The organism is Sphingomonas radiodurans, assembly GCF_020866845.1.
Classification (GTDB): Bacteria; Pseudomonadota; Alphaproteobacteria; order Sphingomonadales; family Sphingomonadaceae; genus Sphingomonas; species Sphingomonas radiodurans.
The window spans coordinates 3159030-3176874 of record NZ_CP086594.1; the positions used below are offsets into that span (position 1 = coordinate 3159030).

Consider the following 17845-nt stretch of genomic DNA (forward strand, 5'->3'; position numbering starts at 1 on the left):
GGTGACTTATATGGATAGTACGCTCCAAATTTCAAGTTTGCTGGTCGAGCGGATCGTCGCTGAAGCGAGCGCGTCGCGCGACGAGGTTTGTGGGCTTCTGTTGGGGTGCGATGGCATCGTGACGGAGGTGCGGCCATGTCGCAACGTACATTCCATGCCCGCCACGCGGTTCGAGCTCGATCCGGTGGCGCTGTTCGCCGCGTTGCGCGGGGTTAGGGCGGGCGGTCCGCAGGTTCTTGGCCATTATCATTCGCACCCGTCTGGCGTGGTTTTGCCGTCCGCGACCGATGCTGCCGACGCTGCCCCGGACGGCACGTTCTGGCTGATCGTCGCAGGTGATGTCGTCGCCGCCTGGCGAGCAGTGAGCGATGGAGCGGTGCACGGGCGCTTCGATCCGGTTACCCTCGCCATTGCACGCTAGACTCGGCTGCTTCATGGAACGCCGATGACCATCGATCCCGTTGATTTCGCGAGCCTGCTCTGTTCTCGCCTGTGCCACGATTTGCTTTCGCCGATCGGGGCGCTGAACAACGGGCTGGAGCTGCTCGCCGACGAGACTGATCCCGCAATGCGCGAGCGCTGCATGGAGTTGCTGGCGGAAAGCGCGCGCACCTCGGCGGCCAAGCTCAAGTTCTTCCGCCTCGCGTTCGGCGCTGCCGGTGGCTTTGGTGAATCGGTCGATTCTCGCGAGGCGCAGCAGGCGATCGAGGGTCTGTTCGGCGAAACGAAGCGGCTGACGATCAACTGGATGGTCGAGGAGCAGTTCCTGCCCAAGACGGCGATCAAGGTGCTGCTGAACCTCGCGATGATTGCGGGCGACGCACTGGTTCGCGGCGGCACGCTCGATATCGGCGGCGAGGCGAACGACGGCGCGATCGAGATCGTGCTGAAGGCGGAAGGCCCGCGCATCGTGCTCGACGAGGAACTGCGCGCGACCTTGGTCGATGGGGTCGCGGGCGATGCTGTGACACCGCGGGCGGCCGCGGCGTTCCTGGTGCATCAAATGGTGTCAGGCGCGGACGGCAAGGTGCTGGTGAGCGCACCGGCAGACAATGTGCTCCTTTTCGGTGCGGCGATGCGCGCGCAGTAAACGCGCTCTTTACCGGCTTGGGCGCACAGCACGCCGGCCATGGACGATCTGCTGCAGGAATTCATCGCGGAAACGCGCGAGACGCTCGCCGCGCTGTCGGGCGAGATCGTCGCCTGGGAGGCCGATCCGTCGGATCGGGCGCGGCTCGATTCGATCTTCCGCTTTGTCCACACCGTGAAAGGCAGCTGCGGTTTTCTTGATCTGCCGCGGCTCGCCCGGCTGAGCCATGCCGCCGAGGACGTGCTGCAAAGCGTACGCTCGGGCGAGCGGGCGCCCGACACGCGGCTGGTGAATGCCGTGCTAGCGATTGTCGACCGGATCGGCGAGATCGTCGAGGCGATCGACGCGGGCGCCCCGCTCGACGATTCGGCGGAGGATCTGCTGCTCGCGGCGCTCGATGGCGAGGCCGCACCCGCGCCAACTGCGGCTCCCGTCACGACTGCGTCGTCGGCCGCAAGCGCGCCACGCGCGCCTGCGCGCAGCATTCGCCTGTCGGTCGATCTGCTCGATCGCATGATGAACGGCGTGTCGGAAATGGTGCTGGCGCGCAACGAGCTCGCCCGCCGCCTGCGCGAGACGGGCGACCTGTCGCTCGAGTCCGCGATCGACCGGCTGTCGCTGACCGTGTCGGAGCTGCGCGATACCGTGACGCGGACGCGGATGCAGGCGATCGATTCGCTGTTCTCCGCCGTGCCGCGCCTGGTGCGTGATACAGCCGCAGCGTTGGACAAGAAGGTCGCGCTGTCGATCGAGGGCGCCGATGTCGAACTCGACCGCGAGATGGTCGAGCTGCTGCGCGATCCGCTCATGCACATTGTTCGCAACGCGATCGACCATGGGATCGAAACGCCCGAGGAGCGTCGTCATGCCGGCAAACCCGAGACTGGGCGGCTCGCCATCGTGGCGCGGCAGTCGGGCAATCGCATCATCGTCGAGATCGTCGATGATGGCCGTGGGGTCGATACCCTGCGGCTGGTCGAACGTCGCATGGTGCAGGAGCCGACGCGTGCCGCCGAACTCAGCGCGCTCGACGAGCAAGCGCGCCTCGCACTGGTGTTCGAGCCCGGCCTGTCGACACGCGATGAAGTTACCGCGCTGTCGGGTCGCGGCGTCGGAATGGACGTGGTGCGCACCAACGTGGAGCAGATCGGCGGATCGATCCGCCTCGACAATGTACCCGGGCGCGGCCTCACCACCACGATCGAGGTGCCGCTTACGCTGGCCATCCTGTCCGCGGTGGTGATCGAAGTTGGCGCCGACAGCTATGCCGTGCCGCGCCAGGCGGTGGAGGAAATCATCGCGGCTAATTCGGCGGCGGTGCGGATCGACAAGGTGGGCGATACGATGCTCGCGACGGTGCGCGGCCGGCGCCTGCCGCTCGTCTCGCTCGGCGAAATGCTGGGGGCGGGCGAGGGGATCGGCCCGATGCTGATGATCGTCAACTTGCCGGGCGGCATGTTCGCGCTTGGCGTCGACGCGGTGATCGATACGCAGGAACTGGTGGTGAAACCGGTCGCGCCGGCGGTGATGATGGCGGGAATCTATGCCGGGCAGATGCTGCCCGACACCGGGCACCCGCTGCTGCTGCTGGACTGCGCCGGAATCGCGGCGGTGGCCGGCATCGCATTCGAGCGCGTCGTGACATTTGAGCCCGAGGAGGCGGAGGTTGTGCCGGAAGGCCCTGCCGTCTTGCTGTTCGAGGGCCTGGATGGCCAGCGTCGCGCGGTCGCGCTGAGCAGGATCGATCGGATCGAGACGGTGCCCGCGGCGTCGTTGCGGCAGGCCGGAGGACGCTGGTGGGTGACGGCGCGCGCCGGCATCGTCGCGCTGCTACCCGGCGACGCGCCGATCGCCGAGCGGGGCGACCTCTCGATGCTGCTGATCGATCAGACGGACGGCCCCGTCGGCTATCTCATCCGGCGTGCGCTCGACATCATCACTATCGATAACGAAATCCTGCCGGTGGATGGCGCCGGCCTAGTGACGGGCATTGCAGTGATCGAAGGCGAGCCGGTCGAGCTGGTCGAGCCATTGCGCCTGCTGGGTGTCACGCTAGTCGCCGTCGGTGCGCGGCCAATCTGCCTGCTGCAGGGCACCGACACGATCTGGATGGAAGCATTCCTGCGTCCGACGGTCGAGGCGGCCGGGTATCGTGTCGCCCGCACGCTTGCGCCCGGCGAGAGCGCGGCGGTGACGCTTTCGACCGAGGATACGGCCGATCACGGCAGCGGGATCGTGCGGCTTGCGCGGGACGCCACTACCGGCCGGCCGCAGCTGGATCCGGAAACGCTGGCGCGCGCGCTCGGTATGGGAGTGGGCCGATGAGCGGATTGCATCTGCTGGCGCATGTCGGCGGCCGCGGCATCGCGGTGCCGTGCGAGGCGGTCGAATCGGTCGTCGGTATCCCGGCGATCGTCGCGGCGCCGCGTGCGCATCCGGCGGTCCGCGGGCTTGCCGCGTTGCGCAGCCGGGTCGTGACGGTGGTCGACACTTGGCATGTGCTTGGACTCCAGCCCGGGCCGGAGGTTGCGAGCCGTGCGATCCTGACCGTCGTCGACGGGCATTATCATGCGGTTCTCGTCGATTCGCTCGAGGACGTGGCGCCGCTGGCGGTGGAGCCGGTTCCGAGCGGCCTGGCACTTGGCCCACGCTGGGGCGCACTGGTTACCGGCGCCGCCGAGCGTGACGGCGAGCCGCTGCTCGTGATCGATCTGTCGGCGCTGGTCGGGTCACTGACTACGATCGATTAACGCGGTCCTTACCCTTCGCGGTGCAGGAAGGATCGTCAAAAGGACAGTACGGGGTTGCGTAATGAAATCGTGTCTGGTCGTCGACGATTCGAAAGTGATCCGCAAAGTTGCGCGGCACATCCTGGAGGGGCTCGATTTCTCCGTGTCCGAAGCGGCGGACGGGCGCGAGGCGCTCGACTCATGCATTGCTAGCACGCCTGACGTGGTCTTGCTCGATTGGAACATGCCAGTGATGAGCGGGATGGATTTCCTCCGCGCGCTCCGTGAAACGACTCTGCAGCACCGCCCGAAGGTGGTGTTCTGCACCACCGAGAACGGCATGGCGCATATCCGCGCCGCGATCGAGGCCGGCGCCGACGAATATGTCATGAAGCCGTTCGATCGCGAGACGCTCGAAAGCAAGCTCCAGATCGTCGGCGTCGCCTGACCGCTGCGATGGCGAGCAGTGCCGCCCTTTCCGCCGCAGGGGCAGCCGCGACTGGTGAGCATCGGCGTCAGCGCGTGCTGATTGTCGATGATTCGTCCGTCGCGCGCGCGGTGTTGACGCGGATGGTGGAGGACGGTGCAATCGCACTTGTCGCTGCGACCGTGCCGGACGTGCAGGGCGCGCTCGAGTTTCTCGCCAGTAACACGGTCGACGTCATCCTGCTCGATCTTGAAATGCCGGGCGTCGATGGGCTTACTGGGCTTCCCGCGCTGCTGGTGGCAAGTGCGGGCGCCAAGGTGCTCGTCGTGTCGTCCGCGGCCGGTGATGGCGCGGCGGCATCGGTTCAGGCGCTGGCGCTCGGTGCGGCCGATACGCTGGTCAAACCGGGGCGCAGCGTCACCGCCGGCGGCTTCGGCCATGCGCTGGCCGAAAAGCTGGCGCGACTGGGCGAGCGGACGAGCCCAATGCTGCGCGCGGTGTCGCGCCGCGCCGCCGCGGCGAAGGTGGGCCCGCAGCGCGAATTTGACCTCGTGGCGATCGGTGCGTCGACAGGCGGGATCCTCGCACTCAACACCATGTTACGTGCGCTGCCGGCGTCGTTCCGCACCCCGATTGTCGTGACACAGCATCTTCCGGCTGCCTTCGTCCCCTATTTCGTCGGGCAACTGTCCGCTGCCACAGGCCGGCGCTGCGAGGTCGCGAGCGATCGGCTCGCCTTGCGTGAGGGGATGGTCGTCGTCGCGCCGGGCGACGCGCATCTGGTCGGCGTGTCGCTACCCGGCGGCCGCGCTGCCGTTCGCTTGTGCCGCACGCCAGTCGCCAATGGCAACATGCCGTCGGTAGATCCGATGTTCACGACGTTCGCCGACTGCTTGGGGCCGCGCTTGTTGGCGGTGGTGCTGAGCGGAATGGGACGTGATGGCCTTGAGGGCGCCGGCCGGGTTCATGCGACGGGCGGCAGCGTCGTCGTGCAGGATGAAGCGAGTTCGGTCGTGTGGGGAATGCCCGGTGCGGTCGCCGCTGCGGGCCTGGCCGACGCGGTGTTGCCGCCCGAGGCGATCGGCGCCTTCGTCGGCGCTACCCGGGCGCTCGCCTGATGCCGTCTCGCATCAAAGCCTCGTCCGATGCGAGCCCGGGCACGGTCAACGTGCTCGCCGCCTTGCTCGAGGCGCGGACAGGACAGCGCATCGCGGCCAATCGCACGTGGCGGATCGACACCGCGCTGAAGCCGATCGTGGCCGAACGGAGCCTCGGCTCGATCGATGAACTCGTCCGGCAAGTGCTGGAAGGCACTAGTCCCGCGTTGGCTGACCAGATCGTCGACGCGCTGCTCAACCAGGAAACGTCGTTCTTCCGCGATGCAGGCGCGATCGAGGGGGCGGTCGAAGCGATCGCCACGCTCGACGTTCGGACACCGCGCGTCTGGTGTGCGGGCTGCGCGAGTGGCCAGGAGCCGCTCTCGCTTGCCATGGCCTTCGCCGACCGCGCGGGGATCGAGCCAGACATCGTCGCGACGGACGTTTCTTCCGCGGCGATCGCGCGCGCTCGTGCCGGGCGCTTTTCGCAATTCGAGATTCAGCGCGGGCTGCCGATCCGGCGGATGCTGCGCTGGTTCGAGCAGGACGGCAACGACTGGGTGGCGAGCAGCGATCTGGTCCAGCGGGTCACGTGGCGGCGGCACAATCTGGTTGCCGATCCGGCGCCGGGCCGACCGTTCGACGCGGTCTTCTGTCGCAACGTCCTGTTCTATCTTGCGCCAAGCCTGCGTGCCAGGGTGCTCGATACCATAGCGGACTGCTTGCGGCCGGGCGGCCTGCTGCTGCTCGGTGCGGGTGAGACGGTGATCGGCCAGTCGGACCGCTTCGCCCCCAGCAAGCGCTTCCGTGGCATGTACGAGATGACACGGCGCGAGGCGAACCCGGTTTACATGGCGCGCTGATCGCCCCACGGGGCAGCGCGATGCCCCAGACCGCACCCGCTCCCGCACCATTCGGCGCGCGCGACCTGCTGGTTGTGCTCGCGATGAACCTGCTGTGGGGGTTCAATATCATCGCCGTGAAGATGGCGGTGAGCGAGATCGCGCCGCTGACAGCAGGCTTTCTGCGTCAGGCGCTGGTGCTGCTCGTGTGCGCCGGATCGCTGCGCATCGTGAAAGGGCGGATGCGCGCGCTGGTCGCGCTAGGAACCCTGTCAGGCGGGCTGTTCTACGTCGCGATCAACCTGTCGCTGGTGGTCGCCGACAACGTCGGTGCGCTGGCCATCGCGGGACAACTCGGCGTGCCGTTTTCGATGCTGCTCGCGATCATCTTCTTTCGCGAACGCATTCACGGGCCACGCATCATCGGCATCGTGCTGGCCTTCGCCGGCGTCGGGCTGCTGGTGTTCGATCCCGCCGCGGCACGCGAGGGGCCGGGGATCGCGCTCACCGCGATCGGTAGCTTCATCTGGGCGGTCTGCTCGCTGATCCAGCGCCAGCTGCGCGGCGTGGCGATCCTGACGATTTATGCCTGGGTCGGCCTGCTCGGTTCGATCGTGCTCGGCGGGCTGGCGCTCGTGTTCGAGCCCGATGCGATGCGCAGCATCCCGCAACTGCGGCTGGGCACGCTCGGCTGGGTCGCCTTCTCGGCGATCGGATCGACCGTGCTCGGGCAGGGCGCGATGGTGTGGCTGCTGCAGCGGCATCCGGTTTCGACCGTCACGCCGCTGACGTTGGCAGCGCCAGTGGTGGCGGTGTTCGCGGCATCCTATTGGTTCGACAGTCCGCTTGGATGGCCGATGCTGGCGGGCGGGGCGGTGGCGATGCTAGGAGTGGCTATCGTGACGATCCGAACCGCCCGTGCCGAGGAGCATCCATGACGCCGATCGAGGCGCCGTCGCCGAACTTCGATGATCGCGCGCTGCCGATCACGATGATCGTGCTTCACTACACCGGCATGGCGGACGGCGAGTCGGCGATTGCCCGGCTGCGCGACCCCGAGGCGAAGGTGTCGGCACATTATGTTGTAGCGGAGGACGGCACGACGCTGCGGCTGGTGCCCGATGAGAAACGCGCGTGGCACGCAGGCCAGTCGCACTGGCGCGACATCGACGACGTGAACTCCGCCTCGATCGGGATCGAGATCGTCAATCCCGGCCATGACCTCGGCTATCGCCCCTTTCCGGACGAGCAGATCGACGCGGTGATCCGCCTCGTCCACTCGCTGAAGGACCGGTACGAGATTACGCGCGGCAACATCGTCGGCCATTCGGACATCGCCCCGGCACGCAAGCGCGATCCGGGCGAGCTGTTTCCTTGGGGAAAGCTCGCCCGGCTACGACTCGCGCTGCCGCGCCCGACGAAGAACCTGATGGACCCGATGTGGAGCGAAGGCGGCTTTCTGCTCGCTCTTGAGCGCTTCGGCTATGACGTCACCGACAAGATGGCGGCGATCATGGCCTTCCAGCGCCGCTTCCGCCCGGAGCTGGTCGATGGCGAGATCGATGCAGAATGCCGAATGATCCTGCTCGCGCTGTTGCTGCCGAAACCGCAGGGGGATGATTGACGCGTCGGCACGCGACGCTACAGCCCCGCATACATCAGAGGGCTGGGCGGCCGCGTCGTGTTTTATCGCACGCCGAGGAAAGTCCGGGCTCCATGGAACAACGGTGGCGGGTAATGCCCGCCGGGGGTGACCCCAGGGAAAGTGCCACAGAGAGCAGACCGCCCAATCTTCGGATGAAGGCTTCGGCCAGGCAAGGGTGAAAGGGTGCGGCAAGAGCGCACCGCGCTGCCGGTAACGGTAGCGGCATGGCAAACCCCACCGGGAGCAAAACCGAATAGGGGCGGCATATGGGCGTGTTCCCGCCCGTCGCCCGGGTTGGTTGCTTGAGCGCGTCGGCAACGGCGCGCCTAGATGAATGGTCGCCCATCCCGGCAACGGGTGGACAGAACCCGGCTTACAGGCCCTCTGGTGTCACCTTTAACCTTTGCTCCTCAATCGCTAGATAGCTCAACCATGGCCCGTTCCACCCGCACGAATGACTGGGGTTTTCCCCGCTGGCGCGAATATGGCGCATCGCGCGAGGCGACGACCGTGCGGTTGTGCGATCGCCACGGCTGCGGTGAACCCGGCAATTGCCCGGCACCCAAATCGCCCAACAGCCCGGAGCGGTGGTATTTCTGCCAGGTCCATGCCGGCGAATACAATCGCGGTTGGAATTACTTCGAAGGTCTCGACGCCGAGGAAGCTGCTGAGCGCGAGCGCGAGGAGCGGCGTGATGCCTCGGGCTACGAACAATCGCGGCACCAGAGCTGGGCCGGATCGGGCGACGGCACGCGCTCGCGTGACGAAATGCGCTCGCTCGAGGTGCTCGAGGTTGAGGTCGACGCGAGTTTCGACGAGATTCGCGCGGCGTGGCGGCGGCTGGCGAAATCAAACCATCCCGACGTCCGCCCGGGCGATGCGGACGCAGCAACGCGCTTCCAGGCGATCCAGGCGGCGTACGAGGTGCTGCGCACGGCCGAGGAGCGGCGGAGCTGGAAGCCCGCGTGAAGCGCGCGCGGTCGCAATGGACTGGCGCCGTGCTGGTGTGCGGCAAATGTTCGAAGAAGGTGGGTGGCGGCTTTGGCGCGAAGGGTCGCGAGCGACTGGCCAAGGCGCTGCGCCGCGAAGCTGGGTTCGGCAAGGGCCGAAAGGCCGTGATCGGCGTTGTCGAGGTGAAGTGCCTTGGCCTCTGCCCCAAAAACGCCGTGACCGTCGTGGACACACGTCGTCCCGGCGAGTGGCTGGTGATCCCCGCCGGCGGCGATCTGGCGGAGGTGGCGACCCGCTTCGTGGATGAGTGATCGAGTGAGAGAGTGATGATGTCGACGATGCGTATCCTGGCCGCCGCGCTGATCCTGGCCACTCCCGCCACCGCGCAGCGTGCGCAGGGGTGGGAAGGCATCTGGCGCAATTCCGCCGACAGCGTCAGGATCCGGGTCGCGCGTTGTGGTGCCGGGCTGTGCGGCACGGTGGTGCAGGCGAGCGCGAAGGCGAAGGCCGACGCCGCGGCGGGCGGCACCGATCGGCTGATCGGCACGCAGCTGTTCCAAGATTTCCGGCGCGACGGCGATGGGCTTTGGTACGGTCAGGTATACGTGCCCGATGTCGATCAGACGTTCGACGGGACGATCGAGCAGGTCGATCGCAACACGATCGTCGGCACCGGCTGCCTGTTCGCGGGCTTCGGCTGCAAGACGCAGACGTGGCGGCGCGTGCGCTGATGTCGCCTAGCTCGTGATCCATCTGTCGGTCGCCATTGGGCGTTTCGTCGAGGCGCTGTTCTTCGCGATCCTCCGCGTTGCCGGCATGATTACGGGCGTGGTGCTGGGCGTGGCCTTGCTGGGGCTGATCCTGTTCCTGGTGGCGCGCTGGCTGATCGCGCGCGGGCGCGAGGCGCCGCGATGATCGCGACCCCGGCATGGCCGCCGCGTTCTACGCCGCGACTATTCGTCGATCGACCGCTCGCACCGGGCGCGCTGCGGATTGATGGGCCGCAGGCGCATTATCTCGCCAGCGTTATGCGCGTGAAGGCTGGTGATCCAGTGCGGCTTTTCGATGACGCGACGGGCGAGTGGCTCGCGTTAGTGTCGGCGGCTGGCAAACGCGACGTGACGCTCGACGTGACCGAACGGCTCGCCGAGCGCGAGGCGGTGCCTGACCTGTGGCTGGTCGCTGCGCCGCTCAAGAAAGGCCGGGTCGACTGGATGGCTGAGAAGGCGTGCGAGCTGGGCGTCGCGCGGCTGGTGCCGGCGCTGACGCATCGTACCGTGGTCGACAAGCCGAACGTCGATCGGCTGCGTGTACACATGATCGAGGCAGCCGAGCAATGCGGGCGCACTGCCTTGCCGCAGGTGGCAGAGCCAGTGAAGCTCCCGGCACTGCTCCGGGACTGGCCGGAGGGCCGTGCGCTCTATTTCGCCGATGAATTGGGCGGATTACCGGCGCGCGACGCGATCAAGCCAGGGCCGGCGGCGATCCTGATCGGGCCCGAGGGAGGGTTCGACGACGGCGAACGCGCCGCGATCCGCGCGTTGCCGCAGGCGGTTGGCATGTCGCTGGGCCCGCGCATCCTGCGGGCCGATACCGCGGCGGCGGCCGCGGTCGCGATCTGGATGGCGACGGCTGGGGATTGGTAGCACCTAAACCGTTCATGCGGAGGAGGTGCTGAGCGGTAGGCGAAGTGCCGTCTGGAAGCGCAAGTGGTTCGAGACGAGACTTCGACAAGCTCAGCCTCTCCTCACCACGAACGGGGTGGCCACTAGCCGCCGTCACAATCCCAGATTAAGGGCGCGCAATGACGACGAAAACCGTTTCGGATAGCAACTCGCCCTTTATCGAGTCGCGCGAGCAATTGATCGCCAGCTTCGCGCGCGGCGAGAAGCCGAAGGAGCGGTGGCGGATCGGGACCGAGCACGAAAAGTTCGTCTATGCCCGTGACGATCATCGCGCGCCGAGCTGGGACGAGCCGAGCGGTATCCGTGCGCTACTGACCGAGCTACAGCAATATGGCTGGACGCCGGTGATGGAGAACGGCAGCCTGATCGCGCTGAATGGCGCCGACGGATCGGTGAGCCTCGAGCCGGCCGGCCAGTTCGAACTGTCCGGCGCGCCGCTCGAAAATCTGCACGAGACTTGCGCGGAGACCGGTCGTCACCTCGATCAGGTGAAGGCGGCGGGCGAGAAGCTCGGCATCGGCTTTCTCGGGCTTGGCATGTGGCCGGATAAGACTCGCGCCGAGCTGCCGATCATGCCCAAGGGCCGCTACGCCATCATGCTCCGTCACATGCCGCGGGTCGGCACGATGGGGCTCGACATGATGCTTCGCACCTGCACGATCCAGGTGAACCTCGATTACGCGACCGAGGCGGACATGGCGCAGAAGTTTCGCGTTGGCCTCGCGCTGCAGCCGCTCGCGACGGCGCTGTTTGCGAATTCGCCGTTCACTGAGGGAAAGCCCAATGGCTTCCTCAGTTATCGCAGCCACATCTGGTCGGATACCGATCCCGCGCGCACGGGCATGCTGCCGTTCGTGTTCGAGGACGGCTTCGGCTACGAACGCTACGCCGACTACATGCTCGATGTGCCGATGTACTTCGTCTATCGTGACGGCAAGTATATCGACGCGGCCGGGCTCTCGTTTCGCGACTTCTTGAAGGGCGAACTGTCGGTGCTGCCGGGCGAGCTGCCGACGCTCGACGACTGGACCGATCACCTGTCGACCGCCTTCCCCGAAGTGCGGCTCAAGACCTTCCTTGAGATGCGCGGCGCCGATGGCGGGCCGTGGAACAAGATCTGCGCGCTACCGGCGCTGTGGGTCGGGCTGCTCTACGATCAGGGCGCGCTCGATGCCGCTTGGGATATGGTGAAGGGCTGGTCGATCGAGGGGCGGCAGGCGCTGCGCGATGCGGTGCCGAAGCTCGGCCTCGACGCGCCGTTGCCCGGTGGCGGCACGCTGCGCGACATCGCCGGCGAGGTGCTCGACATCGCCAATTCGGGTCTGGCGGCGCGCGCGCAAACGAATCGTTCAGGCGACAACGAAACGGGATTCCTCGATCCGCTGCGCGACATCGTACGATCGGGCAAGGTGCCCGCGCAGCAGCTGCTCGATCGGTACAATGATATCTGGGGCGGCGATCTGTCGAAGGTCTACGACGAGCAGAGTTTCTGAGCATTGCCGGCGTGAGAGGCCGCCCGATCCGCATCGGCCTGCTCGGCGGTTCGTTCAACCCGGCGCATTCCGGCCACCGCGGCATCAGCCTCGCCGCGATCGAGGCGCTCGACCTCGACGAGATGTGGTGGCTCGTCTCCCCCGGCAATCCGCTCAAGCCGGCAGCGGGGATGGCGCCGCTGCCGGCGCGACTCGCTTCCGCCCGCCGCGTCGCACGCGCCGCGCGTATCCGCGCGACCGATATCGAGACGCGGCTTCGCACGCGCTTCACGGTCGATACGCTGGCTGCGCTCGTTCGCCGCTACCCCCGACATCGCTTCGTCTGGGTGATGGGCGCGGACAACCTGCAGCAGTTCGACCGGTGGCGTGCGTGGCGACGGATCGCCCGCACCGTGCCGATTGCGGTAGTTGCGCGTCCGGGCTATGACGGCACTGCCCTCGCGGCACCCGCGATGGGTTGGCTACGGCGCTTCCAGAGGCCCGCACGCCAGGCAAGGAACTGGACGAAGTGGAGTGTGCCAGCCCTGGTGCTGCTACGTTTCCGCCCCGACCCGACCTCCGCGACGCAGCTTCGTGCCGCCGACCCTGCCTGGCATCTGCGTGATTCGCTTCCCATATCCGTCGCCATACCTTCCACCCAGGAGTGATCTTGCCCGCAACCGCCCACGCCTATCGATCGCCGGACGCCGACAGCGTCGCGGCCTTGCATAAGCTCGTTCTCGACAGCCTGGACGACGATCAGGCCGTCGACACCATCTCGATCCCGCTCGCCGGCAAGTCATCGATCGCCGATCATATGGTGATCGCGAGCGGTCGCTCGACGCGGCAGGTCGCCTCGATGGCGTCCAAGCTGTCCGAGAAGATCAAGGCCGAGACCGGGCGTTCGCCGCGGATCGAGGGACTGCCGACGGCGGACTGGGTGCTGCTCGACGCTGGTGACGTGATCGTCCACCTGTTCCGCCCGGAGGTTCGCTCGTTCTACAATCTCGAGCGGATGTGGTCGTTCGGCGACGCGCCGGTGCCCACGCCAGCGCCGACCGCCGGAGCCGAGATCGGGACGGCCTGACCTGATCCTTCATATCGTGGCACGTGGGCGGATCGGGCGATCGCCCGAGGCCGAACTTGTTGATCGGTATCTGAAGCGGATCGCTTGGCCCACGCGTGTGACGGAATTGCCAGATCGCGGCGGGCGTGTGCCCGAGGTGGCGGCGGGGACGCGTCGGGTGATGTTGGACGAAACCGGCGCCGTGCAGTCGTCGGTCGAGTTCGCCCGTACGCTCGAGCGCTGGCGTGACGATGGGGTGCGCGAGGCACGGTTCATGATCGGCGCGGCGGACGGCTTCGGCGATGCCGAACGGGCAGGGGCGGACTTGCTACTGTCGTTCGGGCGCGCGACTTGGCCGCACCTGCTGGCACGCGCGATGCTCGCGGAGCAATTGTTTCGCGCTACCTCGATCCTTGCCAACCACCCGTATCATCGCGAAGGCTAGCCGCCATGCGGTGGCCGAAGACAGCGATGCTTCTGGCGGCAACGGTGCCGCTCGCCAGCGCCGTCGCGGCACCCGATCCGCTCGCAATCGAACGCGACCGGCTTCGGGCCGCCAAGGCCGATGCGATCGACGCGGCCAACCGCGCCGCCGATCTCGCACGCCGCGCTGCCGAGGAGCGTAACGCTGCGGCCAAGGCGCGTGCCGAGGAAGCCACTGTTGCGGCACGGATCGAGCGCGCTGAGGCGGAGATCGCCGCCGCGCGTGCGCGCGTCACAATCGTGGGCACGTTGCTGGCCCGCCAGCGCGCCGCGCTCGGCGAGCGACAAGCACCGGTGGCGCGGCTGATGGCGGCGCTGGCCTCGCTGGCCCGTCGGCCGGCGGCAGCTGCGGTGGTCCAGCCGGGATCGGTGACCGATCTGGTGCATGTCCGTGCCGTGCTCGGCAGCACGCTGCCCGCGATCCGCAGCCAGACGACAGAATTGCGCGACGATCTGGCGCAGACGCGCGCGCTCCAGGCGAGCGCGGCGCTGGCGGCGGAGAGCCTGGCCAATGGACGCCAAACGCTGGTGCAGGAGCGCAGCGCGCTCGCCGCGCTACGGGCGCGCCATGCGCAAGCGGCGACTCAGCTCGGGCGTGACTCGCTGATCCAGTCCGATCGCGCGATCGCGATGGGCGAGGCAGCGCGCGATATTGTCGATCGGATGGCGGCGATCGGCGAGACGCAGGCGACGCTGGAGGAATTGGCCCCGCTTGCCGGGCCTCCGGCGAGCGCCGGTGGAGCAGCTGCACCGGCCGTCTACCGCCTGCCGGTGCAGGGCCGGCTGGTAACTGGGTTCGGCGAAGTGATCGACAATGGCGTCCGCGCGAGGGGGCTTACCTTCGCGGTCGAGGCGAAAGCGCCCGTCCTTTCGCCGGCGGCGGGCCGGGTGGTGTTCGCTCGGCCGTTCCGCCGGTTCGGCACGATCGTGATCGTCGATCATGGCGCGGGGTGGAACAGCCTCGTGACCGGGCTGGGCGCGGCGGCCGTACGGCGCGGCACCGAGGTGATCGCCGGTCAGCCGCTCGGCCGTGCGCCTGATGGAACGGAGCCGCGCGTGACGATCGAGCTACGCCGCCGCGGGCGGCCGGTGGACGCGGCGGCGTTGATTGGGTGAGAGCATCCACACGTTTCCCGCTCAGCCCCCGTTAAGCTCCGGCAGTGCTTTGATCGGGCGCGCGAAAGTCGCTACATGCGGCCGATCCGCTCCCGAGGATGGTTACGCATGAAGTTCCCGCTGCTCTCCGCCACTGCCCTCGTTGCCACGTTGGCGCTGGTACCGCTCAGCACGGGAGCGATGGCGGCAGTCGATACCGGCGCCTATCGCGAGATGGAGCGGTTCATGGACGTGTATAACCGCGTCAAGGGCGACTATGTCGACAAGGTTACCGACGATCAGCTGATCAAGGGCGCGATCGACGGCATGCTGGCCGCGCTCGATCCGCATTCGAGCTATGTCGATGCGTCCGACTATGAGAATTTGCGCATCCAGACCGAGGGTAATTACGGCGGCCTTGGCCTCACCGTCTCGATGGAAGACGGCGCGGTGAAGGTGATTGCGCCGCAGGAGGACTCGCCAGCGTGGCGCGCCGGGATCAAATCGGGCGACTACATCACGCATATCGACGGCAAGCTGATCTACGGTGGCACGCTCGACGAAGCGGTCAGCCAGATGCGCGGCAAGCCCGGCAGCAAGCTTGCCATCACCATTGTGCGCCCTGGCCGCGACAAACCGATGGAGGTCGCGCTTACCCGCGAAATCATCATCCAGCGCCCGGTGAAGTGGGAAGTGAAGGGCGATGTCGGCTACATCAACATCAATACGTTCTCCGAGACGACGGGCGCCGACACGCGCGGCGCGGTAATGGCGATCGAGAAGTCGCTTGGCCGACGCCCGCTCGGTTATGTCGTCGATCTGCGCGCGAACGGGGGGGGGCTGCTGACGCAGGCGATCGAAGTGTCCGACGTGTTCCTCGAGGGCGGCGAAATCGTTTCGCAGCGTGGACGCGGCAAGAACGATATCGAGCGCTACTACGCCAAACCGGGTGACCTGACGCACGGCCTGCCAGTGATCGTCCTGACCGATTCCGGCACCGCCTCCGCTTCCGAGATCGTCGCCGGCGCGATCCAGGATCATCATCGTGGGCTGGTGATGGGCGAGCGGACGTTCGGCAAGGGATCGGTGCAGACTTTGCTTCAGCTCGGCCCCACGACCGCGCTGCGGCTGACCACGGCGCGTTATTACACGCCATCGGGGCGTTCGGTGCAGGAGGGCGGGATCGAGCCCGACATCAGGGTGCCGCAACTGAGCGACGCCGATTACAAGTCGCGCCCGGTGTTCCGTGAGGCAGACCTTCGGCGTCACCTGATCAACGAGGTGAAAGCCGATGACAAGATCCTCGAGGAGGACACCAAGGACGATCCGCGCTTCACCGCGACGCCAGACGCGCTGAAGAAGCAGGGCGTCGAGGATTTCCAGCTCTGGTATGCGCTGAAGACGATCGCGCGGCTGGGTGGGCCGACGCAAGTCGCGGCGGTGACGTCGTCGATGAAGAAGGATCTCGCCGCTAAGTGACCGATGCGCAATCACGGGCGCGGTTCATCGCGCTGGTCCTGCCGTTACTGTTGCTTGCGGGTGCCTGGGGATCGCAGCTGATCGGTGGGCTCGTACCGTGCGAGATGTGCCATTGGCAGCGCTGGCCACATTATGCCGCGGTCGTCGTAGCGGCGCTGGCGTTTGTCGTGCCGGGGCGTTCGAGCAAGGTGGCAGCGATCGTCACGGCGGCGGTGCTGATCGCGCTGTCGGGACTGATCGGCGTCTTCCACGCCGGTGTTGAATATCATTGGTGGGAGGGGGTCACCGCCTGCTCTACAATGGTAACCGGCGAGGGTGTTTCGACCGACGAGATGCTGCGCCGGATCCTCGCGGCGCCGGTGATCCGGTGCGACGCGGCGCAATGGAGCCTGTTCGGCATCTCGCTGGCCGGGTTCAACGCGATTTTCTCGCTCGGTGGAGCGGGGGTAATCGCATGGTTGATTGGGAGAGCAAGATGAGCTGGAAGCCTGGTGATCCGCGGCGTGACACGCCAGCGATGATTCGTGTCGACCAAGCCGGCGAATATGGCGCGACGCGGATCTATGCCGGGCAACTGGCCATCATGGGGCATCGCTCGCCGGTCGCGCGCAAGATCGCCGGCATGGCGTTGCAGGAGGAGCGGCACCGGCAGTTCTTTGACCGGATGCTGGCAGAACGCGGCGTCCGCCCGACCCTCCTGCAGCCGATTTGGAACGTCGCGGGTTATGCGCTGGGTGCGGTGACGGCGGCGATCGGTCCGGAAGCGGCGATGGCCTGCACCGTGGCCGTCGAGACCGAGATCGATAAGCACTATGCCGATCAGCTGATCGAGCTCGGCGAGGGTGACCCCGAATTGAGCGAGGCGGTGCTCGATTTTCAAGCCGAGGAGGTCGAGCATCGCGAGACGGCGCTGGCCAGCGGGGCCGAGGATGCGCCGGGTTATCCGCTGCTGTCCGCCGTGATCCGAATGGGCTGTCGCGTCGCGATCGCGACCGCGAAGAGAGTGTGACGAGGATGATGGCATGCGACTGATCCGATCGACCGTGCTGGCGTTGCTGGTCGCGACGCCGCTTGCGGCGCAGACCGCGCCCGGCGAGCAAGCGCCGGCCAAGCCGCCGCAGGTGGTGATCGTGCCGCCGCCCGGCCGGGTGGCGCTGCCGGGTGCCGAGCGCCCTAGTCGCCAGACGATCTCGACCGAGACCGCCCGCGGCGCGCCGGTCAACGGCGTGCTCGTGCTCTACGGCAACGAGCGCTGCCCGACGAACACCAACGGCGAGGAGATCGTGGTGTGCCAGCGTCGCAGCGCGCAGGAGCAATTCCGTATTCCCAAGGAAGTCCGCACGTTTGAGGTGACGCCGGAAAACGAATCCTGGGCGACGCGCGAAAAGACCAACCAGGATGTCGGCAACGTCGGCGTCGGCTCCTGTTCCACCGTCGGCGCGGCGGGAGCGACGGGCTGCTTCGTGCAGAATGCCCGCCGCGCGAAGACCGAATCGCGTGCGCGGGAGAAGGCGGCGACGGCGGATCTGACGCCGTACTAAACCCCACCGTCGTGCCGGGCTCGTCCCAGCATCCACGGTGCAACCCACGCTTCGGCCGATACGCGCGCGGACGGGTGGATGCCGGGCCTAGCCCGGCATGACGGCGGCTATTGATCGGCCCGTCCTGCCAGCGTAAACCAACGAGCAATCACGTAACTGGCGCCAGCGCGGAGCACCGCGGGGGAGCGTGACCGAACACTGCCGCGCGCCTGGGCATCACCTCGAATGCGAAGGAAGATGCCC

The 17845-nt window shown here is 67.2% G+C and carries 23 protein-coding genes, 1 other RNA gene and 1 riboswitch; all 24 genes read left to right on the forward strand.

The window, feature by feature from the left end:
- Positions 1–10 precede the first annotated feature (10 nt).
- The 24 genes from LLW23_RS14835 to LLW23_RS14950 all read left to right on the forward strand — a co-directional run bounded on the left by LLW23_RS14835 (position 11) and on the right by LLW23_RS14950 (position 17602).
- On the forward strand, positions 11–421 hold the full coding sequence (locus LLW23_RS14835) for a M67 family metallopeptidase (protein ID WP_228946270.1): 411 nt from the start codon (positions 11–13) through the stop codon (positions 419–421).
- 24 nt (positions 422–445) lie between these two features.
- Positions 446–1090, forward strand: coding sequence for a histidine phosphotransferase family protein (locus tag LLW23_RS14840; RefSeq protein WP_228946271.1), 645 nt, complete (start codon positions 446–448; stop codon positions 1088–1090).
- Positions 1091–1129: 39 nt separating this feature from the next.
- The gene (locus LLW23_RS14845; RefSeq protein ID WP_228946272.1) at positions 1130–3415 is read left to right on the forward strand and encodes a chemotaxis protein CheA; all 2286 of its coding nucleotides are present in this window, start codon (positions 1130–1132) and stop codon (positions 3413–3415) included.
- Positions 3412–3840, forward strand: coding sequence for a chemotaxis protein CheW (locus LLW23_RS14850; RefSeq protein ID WP_228946273.1), 429 nt, complete (start codon positions 3412–3414; stop codon positions 3838–3840). Before LLW23_RS14845 ends, LLW23_RS14850 begins: the two co-directional genes overlap by 4 nt.
- A gap of 61 nt (positions 3841–3901) precedes the next feature.
- Positions 3902–4267 carry a response regulator gene (locus LLW23_RS14855; protein WP_228946274.1) on the forward strand — a complete coding sequence of 122 codons (366 nt, stop codon included), beginning with the start codon at positions 3902–3904 and terminating at the stop codon, positions 4265–4267.
- A gap of 74 nt (positions 4268–4341) precedes the next feature.
- A complete protein-coding gene (locus LLW23_RS14860; protein ID WP_228946275.1) occupies positions 4342–5364 on the forward strand; it encodes a chemotaxis protein CheB in 1023 nt (340 codons plus the stop codon).
- Positions 5364–6206, forward strand: coding sequence for a CheR family methyltransferase (locus LLW23_RS14865; RefSeq protein ID WP_228946276.1), 843 nt, complete (start codon positions 5364–5366; stop codon positions 6204–6206). The genes LLW23_RS14860 and LLW23_RS14865 overlap by 1 nt, the downstream gene beginning before the upstream one ends.
- A gap of 20 nt (positions 6207–6226) precedes the next feature.
- Positions 6227–7123: a DMT family transporter gene (locus LLW23_RS14870; RefSeq protein WP_228946277.1), complete on the forward strand. Its 897-nt coding sequence runs from the start codon at positions 6227–6229 to the stop codon at positions 7121–7123.
- On the forward strand, positions 7120–7809 hold the full coding sequence (locus LLW23_RS14875) for an N-acetylmuramoyl-L-alanine amidase (RefSeq protein WP_228946278.1): 690 nt from the start codon (positions 7120–7122) through the stop codon (positions 7807–7809). Before LLW23_RS14870 ends, LLW23_RS14875 begins: the two co-directional genes overlap by 4 nt.
- A 34-nt stretch (positions 7810–7843) precedes the next feature.
- Positions 7844–8222, forward strand: an RNA gene (rnpB, locus tag LLW23_RS14880) — RNase P RNA component class A.
- A 40-nt stretch (positions 8223–8262) separates the two neighbouring features.
- Positions 8263–8799, forward strand: coding sequence for a J domain-containing protein (locus tag LLW23_RS14885; protein ID WP_228946279.1), 537 nt, complete (start codon positions 8263–8265; stop codon positions 8797–8799).
- Positions 8796–9092 carry a (2Fe-2S) ferredoxin domain-containing protein gene (locus tag LLW23_RS14890; RefSeq protein ID WP_228946280.1) on the forward strand — a complete coding sequence of 99 codons (297 nt, stop codon included), beginning with the start codon at positions 8796–8798 and terminating at the stop codon, positions 9090–9092. The genes LLW23_RS14885 and LLW23_RS14890 overlap by 4 nt, the downstream gene beginning before the upstream one ends.
- A 15-nt stretch (positions 9093–9107) precedes the next feature.
- A complete protein-coding gene (locus LLW23_RS14895; RefSeq protein ID WP_228946281.1) occupies positions 9108–9512 on the forward strand; it encodes a DUF2147 domain-containing protein in 405 nt (134 codons plus the stop codon).
- Positions 9513–9525: 13 nt separating this feature from the next.
- A complete protein-coding gene (locus LLW23_RS14900) occupies positions 9526–9696 on the forward strand; it encodes a hypothetical protein (RefSeq protein ID WP_228946282.1) in 171 nt (56 codons plus the stop codon).
- A complete protein-coding gene (locus LLW23_RS14905) occupies positions 9693–10427 on the forward strand; it encodes a 16S rRNA (uracil(1498)-N(3))-methyltransferase (RefSeq protein WP_228946283.1) in 735 nt (244 codons plus the stop codon). The genes LLW23_RS14900 and LLW23_RS14905 overlap by 4 nt, the downstream gene beginning before the upstream one ends.
- 158 nt (positions 10428–10585) lie before the next feature.
- Positions 10586–11959: a glutamate--cysteine ligase gene (locus tag LLW23_RS14910; protein ID WP_228946284.1), complete on the forward strand. Its 1374-nt coding sequence runs from the start codon at positions 10586–10588 to the stop codon at positions 11957–11959.
- An 11-nt stretch (positions 11960–11970) separates the two neighbouring features.
- Entirely contained in the window at positions 11971–12606 is a 636-nt protein-coding gene (locus LLW23_RS14915) for a nicotinate-nucleotide adenylyltransferase (RefSeq protein ID WP_228946285.1), read from the forward strand.
- The gene (gene rsfS, locus LLW23_RS14920; RefSeq protein ID WP_408641974.1) at positions 12603–13025 is read left to right on the forward strand and encodes a ribosome silencing factor; all 423 of its coding nucleotides are present in this window, start codon (positions 12603–12605) and stop codon (positions 13023–13025) included. The genes LLW23_RS14915 and rsfS overlap by 4 nt, the downstream gene beginning before the upstream one ends.
- A gap of 1 nt (position 13026) precedes the next feature.
- Positions 13027–13449 carry a 23S rRNA (pseudouridine(1915)-N(3))-methyltransferase RlmH gene (locus LLW23_RS14925; RefSeq protein WP_228948598.1) on the forward strand — a complete coding sequence of 141 codons (423 nt, stop codon included), beginning with the start codon at positions 13027–13029 and terminating at the stop codon, positions 13447–13449.
- 5 nt (positions 13450–13454) lie between these two features.
- Positions 13455–14603: a murein hydrolase activator EnvC family protein gene (locus LLW23_RS14930; protein ID WP_228946287.1), complete on the forward strand. Its 1149-nt coding sequence runs from the start codon at positions 13455–13457 to the stop codon at positions 14601–14603.
- Between the two features lie 108 nt (positions 14604–14711).
- Complete coding sequence (locus LLW23_RS14935) at positions 14712–16061, forward strand: S41 family peptidase (RefSeq protein WP_228946288.1); 1350 nt, start codon at positions 14712–14714, stop codon at positions 16059–16061.
- Entirely contained in the window at positions 16058–16540 is a 483-nt protein-coding gene (locus tag LLW23_RS14940) for a disulfide bond formation protein B (protein WP_228946289.1), read from the forward strand. The genes LLW23_RS14935 and LLW23_RS14940 overlap by 4 nt, the downstream gene beginning before the upstream one ends.
- The gene (locus tag LLW23_RS14945; protein WP_228946290.1) at positions 16537–17070 is read left to right on the forward strand and encodes a demethoxyubiquinone hydroxylase family protein; all 534 of its coding nucleotides are present in this window, start codon (positions 16537–16539) and stop codon (positions 17068–17070) included. Before LLW23_RS14940 ends, LLW23_RS14945 begins: the two co-directional genes overlap by 4 nt.
- A 13-nt stretch (positions 17071–17083) precedes the next feature.
- Complete coding sequence (locus LLW23_RS14950; RefSeq protein WP_228946291.1) at positions 17084–17602, forward strand: hypothetical protein; 519 nt, start codon at positions 17084–17086, stop codon at positions 17600–17602.
- A 142-nt stretch (positions 17603–17744) separates the two neighbouring features.
- Positions 17745–17824, forward strand: a riboswitch (ZMP/ZTP riboswitch).
- Positions 17825–17845 lie beyond the last annotated feature (21 nt).